We start from the raw sequence: 13,367 nt of genomic DNA, 5'->3' as shown, positions 1-13,367 counted from the left end.
GACTCCTTAACCTTCGCCAAGACCTGAAGCGATAGCTTTACCAATCGATTCAAGTGCTTGTGCAGCGTCATCACCTTCAGCAACAAACTGAAGCTGGTGGCCGTGTTTAACGCCAAGTGCGATGACTTTCATCAAGCTCTTCGCGTTCACTTCTTTTCCGTCGCCATCTAGGTTTGAAACGCGGATTGTTGATTCGAATTTCTTCGCTTCAGCAACCAGCATTGCCCCTGGGCGAGCGTGTAGGCCGTGTGCGTTTTTGATTTTGAATACTGCGCAGTTGTCATCGTCTTGAGACGCTGTAGAAACCGCTTCACCTTTTAGAAGGCCAATTACTTGTGCAATGTCAGCCGTTAACAGTTGTTGCTGTTTACCTTCGAAAACCATCTTACTTAGGTTTGCCAGAATAGATTGGTGCGCGCTGTTACAAACTGCGAAAGCGACCAATGCTTTCACTGGTGTGCCTTCGTACTCACAATGGTTTGCCGTTGAAACAAACGATACGCCAGTGCGAGTTACGCCTTTATCGCTGCCCAACAACCACAAACCTTGGCCTAGGTGAGTCGGTGTTTTTGTTACTAGGTCAGCAACGAATGCGTTGTCTGTGCAACCTGTGTTCTTAAGTAGGCCGCCCGCAACAGCAGACATTTGAATCATGTCGCTTGCAGGGAATAGTAGCTGAACTAAAGAAGCGTCTAGGTCGGCTTCTAGCTGAACTTCGCCATTAAGTAGGGCGATGATTTCGTCTTCTGATTTCGCTTGCTTTAGTTTCTCTTCAACACCGTCTGCCGCTAGAACTTTAGTTAGCTGTTTAAGGATGCCTAAGTGCTCGTCAGATTTCGCTGCAATACCAATTGCGACGTAAACACGGTTGCCGTCTGCCCAATCAATACCTTCAGGGAAGTGGTGTACTGCAACGCCTGTCTCTTTCACTAGGCCACGAGTATCCGTCGTCCCGTGAGGAATCGCGATGCCGTTACCTAGGAACGTAGAGTTCTGGTTTTCACGGTTCAGCATTCCTTCAACGTAACCAGAGTCAACTAAACCTTTAGCTGTCAGGTCGCCAGCAATGTTTTGGATTGCTTTGAATTTGTCTTCGGCAGTTTGGCCTAGAGTGATGTCAGATTTTGATAATTTAAGCATGGTGCCTCTTTAGCGTATCGCTTGAGAATTTGTGTATCGCTACGATTCAGTCTAGAGCACGATTTACGCGTTGCTTGCTCTTTGTTTTATCTTAGCTGAATCGGTTCAGCATTCAGTGTAAAAAAATTCAGCAAAGCCGATTTTGGTTTTCAAAATAGTTTTGCTGCGTGTCGTAATTCCAGTTTCGTTAACAACAAGAAGCTGAATCACGACAAATGACGCTCAATCCATTCAAAAGGATGATTGAAGTCACTTTTCAGATTTTGCTGAATCCTTTCAGCTTTTATACTGAATCGATTCAGCATATAATTCAACTAATCCAAGGATCAGAAGATTGGTTATATGATCCTACGCACAAAATACAGGTCACCCATATGACACTAGATGAGATTGCCAAACTAGCCGGTGTGTCGAAAACCACAGCCAGCTATGTGATTAATGGCAAGGCGCAGAAATACAGAATCAGTGAAAAGACACAGCAGAAAGTAATGGCAGTGGTGGAAGAGTATAACTACCGACCAGACCATGCTGCTTCGTCGCTGCGCGCTGGTAATAGCCGTTCATTTGGTTTGATTATTCCTGACTTGGAAAACAGCAGTTACGCGCGTTTAGCAAAATTGATAGAGCAGAACTCACGTAAAGTGGGCTATCAGATTTTGATTGGCTGTTCAGATGATGACGCTGAAACCGAACGTAAAGTTGCAGAAGCGCTTGTTAGCCGTCGTATCGATGCCTTGCTGGTGGCGAGCTCAATGCCAGACGCCAATGAGTTTTACTTAAAGCTGCAAAACTCAGGCACGCCAGTCATCGCGATTGACCGTCCTTTAGATGATGAGCACTTTGCCTGCGTGATCAGTGAAGATTTCGAAGCCGCATTTGAACTGACGCACTCGATTCTTGATGACAGCATTCACAGTGTTGGCCTTATTGGCGCACTACCTGATCTGAACATTTCGCGAGAACGTCAGTTGGGTTTTGAAGCGGCGAATAAAGCACATACTCAACAAACAGGGCTAACAGAAAACAAGCCGATGGTTATCGGTTATGGTGAGCACTTTGACCGAGAATCTGGACGCGAGGTTTTTGAAGAGTGGATTGCTAAAGGCACAGTGCCCGATGCGATTGTGACTATGTCTTACACCTTGTTAGAAGGTGTGCTGGATGTGATGGTCGAAAAGCCAGAACTGATCAGCCAAGTAAAGCTGGCAACCTTTGGTGATAATCGTTTATTGGATTTCTTACCTTTTAAAGTCCACTCATTGCCACAGCAATTCGAAGTGATTGCCGATAGTGCTTTTGCTTTGGCTTTGAACGCGTCTGCTAAACGTTACCAAGCGGGTATTGAACTCGTGCCGAGAAGCTTAGTAAAACGTGGCTAGCTCGAATTTTACGCTTAGCTAGAAGCCTCGCGTTTAGCTCGAATTTGGAATTAACTCGAGCTTAGATTTATAACCCGCACTTGGTTTTAACTCGAACCTGTAATTAACTCGAACTAAGCAATAAGCCCATTTCTACAATGGCAACAATGCCGAGCAACAAAGCCAACACTTTCCAAAACTGGATCGGGTTTCGGTTTATTAAAGGTTGCTTGGCTTTGCTTTTAACCAAGCTTTGGTTTGGTGTGTAAAGATCTGCTACAAAATCTCCCAACACTTGATGACGTTCGCTTGGTGATTCCGCGCAGGCTTTTTGTAACACCAAATCCACCCAACTGGGTAAGTCCGCTCGTTTCTGAGTGATGGGTTGGTATTCCCATTGATGGTGGCGCGATTGCTTAAGCGACTGTGCCGTCATTTCAGAGTAGGGCAATTCACCGGTTAACATCTCATAGCCGATCACAGCAATAGAGAACAGATCAGAGCTGGTGGTCGCGGTATTGTGCTTGATGGTCTCTGGTGCAATGTAATTGACCGCACCTAATGGAGTGTCGTCTTTATCTGCGAGCTCCCCTTCTTCAAGTCCTCTCACTAATACAGCGCCGAGGTCGATGATTTTTATCTCACCATCACGTTGAAGCATGATGTTCTCGGGCTTTAAATCTCGGTGCACCATGTCGGCACGTTGTAATACTCGAATGCCTTGTGTGATTTTTTCTAGTATGTCGCGTACTTCATTGAGTGACGGTTTTGGATTGTCGTACATCCATTGTCTTAGCGTGATGCCTTCAACCCATTCGCAGATTTGATATAAAAATTGCGAATGTTCTGGCGTCGGGTAAACCTTCATTACCTTCTTATTGTTCAGCAAGATGCCTGCCCATTGTTCATTAAAGAAAGCTCGGAGTTGCGACGGGCTATCGTGATATTGAACGGAAGGGACTTTTAGCACGAACTCGGTTTGTGTCTCTTTCTGCATCACACGATAGACATGGCTTCTTGAACCTGCATACAGCACCTCAAGGACCATAAAGTTATCGATGCTTTGGCCAAGTTTTAGCGCCGGTGGAATCGCGCGTTTAGCCAGTTTCTCATGGAATTCAATGAGCGAAGGTTTAGGTAGGTGACTGACTTGCACAATCAAGCAGCTCACGTTGTCTGAGCTATTGTGGCTTAAGGCGGTGTTACAGATGGTTTGAGCAGCGTATTCAAAATCAGACCCAGGCTTATCGATGTGTTCTTTGAAAGTATTGGGAGCAACAAATTCATGCACGCCGTCCGAAGTGAGGATGAAGCAGTCGCCTTTCTTGATAGGCAAGGTTTGGTAGTCAACGTTGAGTTGGTTATCCATGCCTAAGGCTCTGGTTAGGTAATGTTTCTGTCCCATGTTCTTACGAGTGTGGTCACGGGTCAGTTGGCGTAATTCTCCATCTCTTAATAAGTAAACTCGACTGTCACCGACATGGAATATATGCGCTGTGTTGGATTTCAATATCACACTGCTGAATGTAGAAACTAGGGCGTTGTGGTTCACTTGTTGAGCGGGGTGAATGTTAGAAACAGACGTGTTGAACAGCCAAGAATTGAGCGAGGTTAAGACCTTTTGCGCTGAACGCTGAATGCTCCAGCTATTTGGCGTGGCGTAGTAGTCATCAATAAACTGCATCACGCTGGTGTGACTGGCTTTCTGGCCGTGTTCACTGCAACTTGCGCCGTCGGCTATACAAGCAACACTTCCTTTTAGCTCTTGCTCTGCACGAGTCTTCGGGTGTTTTACAATGATGGCGTCTTGGTTTTCATCACGTATGCCTTTATTCGAATAACCACCAAACTTAAGTGTTAGCTGATTGTTTGATTCCGGCGTGACGACTTGCCCTTGGCTGAATGAAATTGTCATAACTGGTCTTCTTCTTAACTGGCTGTCTTCTCATTTGCTTGAGAGCACATCTGAGGAAGAACAAAAGCCCTAGTGAACCTAGAGCCTTTGAACGTAGTCCCAAAGTGGTGAAACACACCTTGGTACCACTCCCGATTCAATAATATCAATGCTTCATAGCACTGAGACTAATTTGAAACATTAATCAGCGTGACACTGCCGTCGTCATTCACTTCAGCAATTTGGCCGTTAGGCTCTTCCATGAACATCAGAGTAACGAAGCCTAGTACCGCTGTTCCTGCAATCACTAAGAAGAAGGTTTGGTAACTTACGAATGAAAGCACAGTTAGGTAAACCACCGCACCCACGTTACCGTAAGCACCCGTCATACCTGCAATTTGACCTGTCATACGACGCTTAATCAGAGGTACTGTTGCAAACACCGCACCTTCACCGGCTTGTACGAAGAAAGAACACGCCATTGCAGCAACAACCGCTAGCCATACTGGCCATGTACTGTCTACTTGACCCATTGCAAAGTAACCGACAGCGAGACCAATCGTCAGAATAAGCAGTGTTGGTTTACGACCGAATTTGTCTGAAATCCAACCGCCACCTGGGCGAGACATTAGGTTCATAAAGGCATAAGCTGATGCAACCATACCCGCAAGAACCGGCGTTAATTCAAAGGTTTCAGAGAAGAACAATGGCAACATAGAAACTACAGCCAGTTCAGAACCAAATGTCGCGAAATACAACACGTTCAACACAGCAACTTGCTTGAATTTGTATCTGTGAATCTCTGGCACTTCTTCTTTAAATACGTTCTTATTTACCTTCCAAACTTGCGACACTTCGTACACGTAAAGTGCGGCTAAACCTGCGTAAACCGAGTTAACCGCCATGTCAGACAACATGTTGATGTTGCTTGGTGATAGCTTCCATGTCAGTAGCGCTAAAGCGGCATACATCGGGATCTTCATAATGAGTAGGAAGAAAAAGTCACCCTTTGATGTCACTTCCATTGCCGTTACTTGAGCCGGTTTGAAGTAAGTCGAACCTTTTGGTGTATCCGTTACATTTTTGTAGAAGATAAACGAGAACGCTAAGCTCATAAGGCCAGTAATACCGACCGCATAACGCCAACCATCTTCACCACCAAATGCTAGAGCGAGAGTTGGAAGTGTGAACGCCGCTGCTGCTGAACCGAAGTTACCCCAGCCGCCGTAAATACCTTCTGCCGTACCCAGTTCGTTGTGTGGGAACCATTCAGATACAAGACGAATACCAACTACGAAACCTGCACCAATGAAGCCCAGCAGGAAACGAGCGATTGCTGCTTGAATGAAAGAGTCTGCCAAAGCAAACATGAAACAAGGGATCGAACAGACCGCGAGTAGCGAAGAGTAGACCAACCTCGGGCCGTATCTATCGGTTAGCATACCTATTGCGACACGTGCCGGAATGGTCAGTGCAACGTTGAGGATCAGGAGGGTTTTGATCTCTTCAGTAGAAAGACCAAGCGTAGTTTTTACCATTTGCAGTAGTGGGGCAAAGTTGAACCACACAACAAAGGTAATGAAAAAGGCCATCCAGCTTAGGTGTAAGACCTTCATCTTACCCGTAAATGAAAGCAGCGAAAATTTAGTGTTATCCATGGTTTAAATCCTTTAAATCTGGAAAATTACCTGGTTTGTGCATCTGCGTTACTTCCGAACTTCGAACGCTTTTAATGTGCATAAACCCTGTGCCGAAATTGCGTACGCAAATAAGCGTTTGCATCATGGTGTCGGCGTTTTAGTTAACTGGCGATAGCAAGTGGTGCGAGAACTTGAACTTGTTCTCCTTGCTTGCGAACTTCAAATTTCACGAGCTTGAGTTCAGGCTGTTCAAGACATTCGCCAGTTTCTAAGTGGTAATGCTGCTTGTATAAGGGGGAGGCCACATAAGGTTCTCCGCTTAATGAACCAATTATACCACGTGACATCACATTCGCCTTGCCGATAGGGTCGTAGTTAGAGAGCCCATAAAGCGTGTCGCTGCGCTTGCAGTAAAAAATAGCCACTTGGTTATCGTCTACTTTGGCGCAAATTCCACCATTTGGGGTTAAGTCCCGGGTGTTGCATACGGTTGTCCAATTTTCCATGACTTTCTCCTAGTCAAAACATAAAACTAATAATCAATTTAATTAGGGTGATAGCCGACAGCAGTTTTCTTGGGCTGCGCCACTGTCGACTATCGATATTGGGTTTAGTTGTTACTGATTCACAGACCGTCAATTCGTCTTACGAAACTTCCGTGACTTCGATTTGGTCAGCCTTGGTTAGCATTTCATCGCGTTGTGAATCTGAAGAAGAGCTCAAGCTCGGCTTAGGAAAACGCTGCTCTCGCTCTTTGATGAAAGAGAGGCTAGTGTCCATTTCTTCACTGTTGATGTAGTGCTGGAAGCGCTTCATCTTCTCAGGGTTTTCAATGGTGGTTTTCCATTCACACTGGTACTTCTCGATGTTGAGCGCGATGTCTGCTTCGAGCTCTTCAGCAACGTTGAGCTTGTCTTCAATCACGACTTGCTTGAGGTATTCAATGCCGCCTTCGAGGTTCTCCATCCATACCGATGTACGCTGTAGGCGGTCTGCGGTACGTGTGTAGAACATCAAAACGCGGTCGATGTATTTAAGGAGTGTGGTTTCGTCTAAATCAGTGGCGAATAGGTCCGCATGGCGAGGGCGCATACCGCCGTTACCACAGATGTATAAGTTCCAACCTTTGTCGGTGGCGATAACACCAATGTCTTTCGATTGCGCTTCTGCACATTCACGAGTACAGCCTGAAACCGCAAACTTGATCTTGTGTGGTGAACGTAGGCCTTTGTAGCGGTTCTCAAGACGAATCGCTAAGCCAACACTGTCGTCGACACCGTATCGACACCATGTGCTACCAACACACGATTTCACGGTACGAACCGATTTACCGTAGGCGTGACCCGTTTCAAAACCTGCATCAATCAGCTTTTTCCAGATGATAGGCAGTTCGTTAAGCTGTGCGCCAAACAAGTCGACACGCTGACCGCCCGTGATTTTGGTGTAGAGGTCGAACTCTTTAGCGACTTCGCCAAGTACGATCAATTTATCAGGGGTGATTTCACCGCCAGCAATACGCGGAACCACAGAGTAGGTGCCGTCTTTTTGCATGTTGCCGAGGTAAATGTCGTTGGTGTCTTGCAGTTCGATGTGTTGATCTTCGAGGATGTAATCGTTCCAGTACGAAGCCAAAATTGAACCGACTGCGGGTTTACACACGGTACAACCTAATCCATTTCCATGAGAATCTAACAGCTCATCGAAGGTCTTAATCTTGTTGACACGAATGATGTCAGTAAGCTCTTGGCGAGAATAAGCAAAGTGCTCACATATATCGTTAGATACCTCGACACCTAAGTTACTCAGTTCGCTATCAAGAACCTGTTTAGCAAGAGCAGAACAACCGCCACAACCTGTCGAAGCGTTGGTGGTTTCTTTCAGTGCCGCCATGGTGGTGCAGCCAGCAGATACCGCGTCTTTAATATCGCCTTTGGTTACATCAAAACATGAACAGATCACAGCGCTATCAGGCAGAGCTTCAACACCCATTGCAGAGCCAGAATCATCTGCGACATTAGGTAAGATCAGCACTGATGGGTTTTCAGGAAGGGGCATATCGTTTTGCTTGATTTGCAGCAGCGAACCGTAAGCTTCGGCGTCACCCACCAATACCGCACCGACAATTTTCTTGCCATCAGCCGATATGATCAGGCGTTTGTAAACCTGTTCGATTTCATCGTTATAGGTATACGATTGAGCGCCTTCGGTTTGGCCGTGTACTTCACCGATACTAGCAACATCAACCCCCAGCAATTTGAGCTTGGTACTCATGTCGGCACCAGTAAACGCAGCGTCGCTCGTTCCTTCCGATAAGATATGCGAAGCCGCGACTTTCGCCATGGAATAACCGGGTGCCACTAAGCCGAAGATCTTGTTGTCCCAAAGCGCACATTCACCAATCGCATATACATTGTCGATGTTGGTTTGGCAATGATCGTTAATCACGATGCCGCCACGTTCACCAATGGCGATATCAGAGCTGCGAGCAAGGGCATCTTGAGGACGAATACCCGCAGAGAACACGATCATATCGGTTTCAAGATGGGTGCCGTCGGCGAAGTTCATTCTGTAGCGAGCGTTCTCACCCGCGACTATTTCTGAGGTTGCCTTCTCGGTGTGAACTTGCACGCCAAGGTCTTCAATCTTTCTGCGTAAAAGCGCACCGCCACCGTCATCTAATTGTACGGCCATAAGGCGAGGTGCAAATTCCACTACATGGGTTTCTAAGCCAAGGTTTTTGACTGCGTTTGCGGCTTCTAAGCCAAGCAGACCACCACCAATAACGACGCCAGATTTACTGCCTTTGCTAGATAGTTCAATGGCGTCTAAATCTTCGATGGTGCGATAAACGTGGCAGTGTTCTTGGTCGTTACCGGGAATAGGGGGAACAAAAGGGAATGAACCGGTCGCCAGAATCAAGGTGTCGTAACTCTCGGTATGTCCCGATTCAGTCACAACGCACTTATTTTTAGTATCTAGTTGAGCGACTCTCGCGTTGAGAAGGTAATTGACACCATTGCTTTGGTAATACTCTTCGCTGGTTAATGCCAAATCATCAGCATTTCCGCGCTTGAAGTAAGCAGTCAGCTGAACTCTGTCGTAGGCCAACCTTGGCTCTTCACTAAAAGTAATCACATCAAACTCATCACTGTCTGATTGCAGGATGTTGTCGATAAATTTGTGTCCAACCATGCCGTTACCCACAACGACGATTTTCTTCTTGCTCATAATCCATTCCTTATTCTCGGCGTCACCATCACTAGCATCTAATTTTTAGTCGTTAGCAGATGAATACCGGGTTGAGATTCCACTCAATTCATAATCATCAAGAAAAACAAAAATGTTTTTTCTAAGTCTTGGTTTCTAGTGGAGCAAGGAGGGTGCCAGATTGCAGGTTGTTCATTTAAATAAAATTTAATCTATATTTTTCAGTGGCTTAAAATTTACGAGTGGCACGCATTTACCCCTAAAGTGGTATGTGAATTTTTTGTTAGATTTATATAAATGAGCATTTGTGGTGCAACTTTCCGCAAGATGGTGCAAAAACTAAGTTTCTATCTTGGTTAAGTTGAAGTTTATTCAGGATTGATATTTTGTTTTTTATTAAGTGATTGTTTTTAATGTTAAATATTTCAATTTCGTCGGCTGGTATTAAGTGGCGTGTTATTTGCTTGGTTTGAGTTATTACAATTATGGATAATTGAGCGAGAAACGGATGACCGATTCAAACAGCGGCTGGATAAAATCAACCTGTGCTTATTGTGGTGTAGGGTGTGGAATAGAAGCGAGACCGACATCGTTAGGAAAACTAGAAGTACGTGGTGATAAGGCTCATCCATCAAACTATGGGAAGCTATGTACTAAAGGGATTGCGCTTGGTGATACCGTCACGCCTTTAGGACGCCTAACACAGCCTGCTCATATTCAGAATGAGCAAAAACAAGAGCTGGATTGGAACAGTGCCACTCAGTTGGTCGCAGACAAATTCAATCAAACGATTGAAGAATTTGGGGCCGATTCGGTTGCGTTCTATGTTTCTGGTCAGCTGCTTACCGAAGACTATTACGTTGCCAATAAATTGATGAAAGGCTTCATCGGCAGTGGCAACATCGACAGTAATTCTAGGCTGTGTATGGCTTCAACCGTGGTCGGGCATAAACGTGCGTTCGGCACCGATACCGTTCCTGTCTGTTATGAAGATCTCGAGCAAGCTGATCTCGTTGTGATTACAGGCTCAAACCTCGCTTGGTGTCACCCTGTGCTATTCCAAAGGTTAAGAGCCGCCAAACAAGCCAACCCTGCATTAAAAGTGATTGTTATTGACCCGCGTTATACCGACACCTGTGAAATTGCAGATATCCACTTGGCGTTGGAATCCGGCTCAGATGTGGCACTGTTCAATGGTTTGTTAGCCTACTTAGATGACAACGACCAGCTAGATGCTGACTACATTGAACACCACACCCAAGGTTTTACGGAAGCCATTCGATCCGCAACTCATTACCGTTATACCGAGTCAGGCTGGGGCGATAAAAGTGTTCCCGAGCTAACAGGGCTTACTGAGCAACAACTTGAACAGTTCTACAAACTGTTTGCTTCGAACGAAAAGGTGCTCACCATCTATTCCCAAGGTGTAAACCAATCCACACAAGGGTGTGACAAGGTGAATGCCATTATTAACTGCCATTTAGCCACCGGAAAAATCGGTAAACCGGGCATGGGGCCATTCTCTGTAACGGGTCAGCCGAACGCGATGGGCGGCCGAGAGGTGGGCGGGCTAGCCAATACCTTAGCGGCGCACTTCGAATTTGGTGATTCGCAGTCACACCAAACCGTGAGTGAATTTTGGAAGACCGACAACCTAGCCACACATGCGGGATTAAAAGCGATCGACCTGTTTGATGCGATGAATGAGGGAAAAATCAAAGCGGTGTGGATCATGGCAACCAACCCAGTCGTAAGCCTGCCTGACAGTGAAAAGATCAAAGCCGCATTAGAGATGTGCCCATTTGTGGTGGTGTCGGATTGTATTGCTGATACTGAAACCACTCGCTTGGCTGATGTGGTGTTACCTGCGCAAGGTTGGAGCGAGAAGTCGGGCACAGTAACCAACTCTGAGCGTCGAATCTCACGCCAACGCCGTATATTACCAAGCCCAGGGAAAGCCAAACCGGATTGGTGGATACTAAAAGAAGTCGCACAAAAAATGGGGTTCAAAGAGCAGTTTGATTACCGTCACGAAGGTGAGATCTTTAAAGAATATTGCGAGATGACAGCGCTCGGCAATGAAACAGGCAAAGCGCGTGACTTATGCTTAATTGGACTCACGCAACTGGACGAGAAAGGCTATGGCGAACTGACTCCACAGCAATGGCCAGTGCTTGAATATCAACCAGAGATCATTGAGCAGCGCATGTTCACCGATGGCGAGTTCTTTACTGAATCTGGCAAAGCGCAGTTTATTGCAGTCGAACACGACAAACCCATTGCCGACACCAGCCTTGAATTCCCACTTATCATGAACACTGGTCGAATCCGAGACCAATGGCACACCATGAGCCGCACAGGCTTGGCCGCAGGTTTAGGTGAGCACACCCCAGAACCGTTTGTCGCCATGCACCCAGATATGGTTGCAGAGCTTGGCTTAGACGAGTTTGGGCTAGATGCCTTCAACCACGCCACTATTAATCCGGTGGTGAAAGTGCGCAGTGCACAAGGGGAGTGCCAAGCTCGCTTAGTGGTGACCAAAGAGATGCGCCGAGAGCAAGTTTTCATGCCAATTCACTGGAACGCCCCGACCGCCAAAGACAGCAAACCATGTGACTTGATCTTACCTCATACCGATGCGGCATCAGGCCAGCCAGAATTCAAACACACACCTGTTGTCGTAGAGCCGTGTGGTTATCGCAGTGAAGCCGCACTGGTCAGCGACAAAGTGATGGATTGCAGTGGCTTTGATTATTGGGTACGCCAAAGAGTGGAGGGCGGTTTTCTGTATCGCATCTCATCATCTAAGAACCCAATGGAGTTGGTGATTCAGCTCGCCAACACCCTCGATGCCTTACCTGATCCCAACGCAGAGGCGATCAAATCACTCCATTATCATGGCAACAAATCGTTTAAGAACTACGGCTCAGCCAAGGTGGGTCAGTCTGGCGTGAAGCAAGCCTTTGTGGTCAACAGTAAGCTCGACCATCAAAGCATCGACTGGCTGGTGGAGTGCCTAACCCGAGAAGCCGATGAGGAGTTTGAAGCCGAGTTCTTGAGTACCATGGCGAAGTAGCTGACTACCTCTTGCTCATCATACCTATAGCGTAAACGCCGACATGATTGTCGGCGTTTTTGTTTGAGAATACGACTCTTAAGTTATGACAACTCATAGATTGAATTACGGTTCACTCACATATTGGGGAGTTTTCTGCATTTTGCCGAAACTATATGGAAAATTTCTGCTTTTCGTCATGTTTGACGCAGGAATAAGTAGGTAAGATTATGTTATTAAATCAGTTATTGGATTAAGTGCAGCGTGTCTTGGAAACTAGACAGAATTGTTTCAGGGACAAAATGCAGAATTATTCTGTCTAATATAGCTGTTATATTAATCAGGACGTTAACATGTTTAGCAAGAAAGCTGTCAATCCTTATGATTTTATGAGTCATGCTCCAACACCGCAAACAATACGAAACCGTATAGGGGTAATTCGTAATCATTTCGAGTTTAATGAAAAGTTAAACCTAGATGATAGACGACAATTATTGGAGCAAATTGAAAATTCTGATCATGAGGTTGAGCGTGAACACTACGAAATAGAACTACATTTTCACGAACACTTTTTTGAAAGGGTTCACCGTATTTCAACACTCTTGTTATTGTACTCATTGCTAGAAAATCTAATGGCTCATATATGTAAATACAAAGCTCAATTAAACAAACAGGATTTTTTAATCCCCAATCATACTATTTTGGCGTACAAGTCTTTCTTGACAAAATCGCTCGGTGTTAAGTTTGGTGCTCCTGAAATAGAAAAGAACTGGGCGATTATTAAGAGATTCAATCGTGTTAGAAATGCGTTAGCTCACAGTGAGGGTGACATCAAACAGTATAGAGTTACATCTCCTGATAAAATTGAAACCTTAATTAATGATATAAATCATTACGATGGACTATCTATATACTCTAATACGATCATGATTAATAAAGATTACGTTAATCTAAATATTAATGCTGTAGAGAGTTTACTTTTGGCGATACAAAACAATTAATATAACAAAGCATTTAAGACGGATTCTCAACGCTTGGCAATTTCAGCTTAGGTCGGCTTTAGTGCTGAATGT

8 protein-coding genes are annotated in these 13,367 nt (G+C 45.5%); 3 read left to right on the top strand and 5 right to left on the bottom strand.

Annotation, left to right across the window (positions count from 1 at the left end):
• Window positions 1-6: 6 nt before the first annotated feature.
• On the bottom strand, window positions 7-1,140 hold the full coding sequence (fruB, locus tag HRQ85_RS07365) for a fused PTS fructose transporter subunit IIA/HPr protein (protein WP_172379184.1): 1,134 nt from the start codon (window positions 1,138-1,140) through the stop codon (window positions 7-9).
• A gap of 374 nt (window positions 1,141-1,514) precedes the next feature.
• Here fruB and cra point away from each other — a divergent pair, with 374 nt between their 5' ends.
• Window positions 1,515-2,519, top strand: coding sequence for a catabolite repressor/activator (cra, locus tag HRQ85_RS07360; RefSeq protein ID WP_172379183.1), 1,005 nt, complete (start codon window positions 1,515-1,517; stop codon window positions 2,517-2,519).
• A 103-nt stretch (window positions 2,520-2,622) separates the two neighbouring features.
• Here cra and HRQ85_RS07355 read toward each other — a convergent pair whose 3' ends face one another.
• The 4 genes from HRQ85_RS07355 to nirB form a co-directional block, all read right to left on the bottom strand.
• The gene (locus tag HRQ85_RS07355; protein ID WP_172379182.1) at window positions 2,623-4,413 is read right to left on the bottom strand and encodes a bifunctional protein-serine/threonine kinase/phosphatase; all 1,791 of its coding nucleotides are present in this window, start codon (window positions 4,411-4,413) and stop codon (window positions 2,623-2,625) included.
• A 167-nt stretch (window positions 4,414-4,580) separates the two neighbouring features.
• Entirely contained in the window at window positions 4,581-6,050 is a 1,470-nt protein-coding gene (locus tag HRQ85_RS07350; protein ID WP_172379181.1) for a NarK family nitrate/nitrite MFS transporter, read from the bottom strand.
• A gap of 143 nt (window positions 6,051-6,193) precedes the next feature.
• A complete protein-coding gene (gene nirD / locus HRQ85_RS07345; RefSeq protein ID WP_048610959.1) occupies window positions 6,194-6,538 on the bottom strand; it encodes a nitrite reductase small subunit NirD in 345 nt (114 codons plus the stop codon).
• A gap of 139 nt (window positions 6,539-6,677) precedes the next feature.
• Entirely contained in the window at window positions 6,678-9,260 is a 2,583-nt protein-coding gene (gene nirB / locus HRQ85_RS07340; protein ID WP_172379180.1) for a nitrite reductase large subunit NirB, read from the bottom strand.
• Window positions 9,261-9,732: 472 nt separating this feature from the next.
• Between nirB and HRQ85_RS07335 the strand changes: the two genes are divergently transcribed.
• Together HRQ85_RS07335 and HRQ85_RS07330 are read left to right on the top strand one after the other, a co-directional pair.
• A complete protein-coding gene (locus tag HRQ85_RS07335; protein ID WP_172379179.1) occupies window positions 9,733-12,315 on the top strand; it encodes a molybdopterin oxidoreductase family protein in 2,583 nt (860 codons plus the stop codon).
• Between the two features lie 332 nt (window positions 12,316-12,647).
• Window positions 12,648-13,295: a hypothetical protein gene (locus tag HRQ85_RS07330; RefSeq protein WP_172379178.1), complete on the top strand. Its 648-nt coding sequence runs from the start codon at window positions 12,648-12,650 to the stop codon at window positions 13,293-13,295.
• Window positions 13,296-13,367: the final 72 nt, after the last annotated feature.

The organism is Vibrio sp. Vb339 (assembly GCF_902751245.1).
Classification (GTDB): domain Bacteria; phylum Pseudomonadota; class Gammaproteobacteria; order Enterobacterales; family Vibrionaceae; genus Vibrio; species Vibrio coralliirubri.
This window is presented reverse-complemented; position numbering and strand designations above follow the sequence as displayed.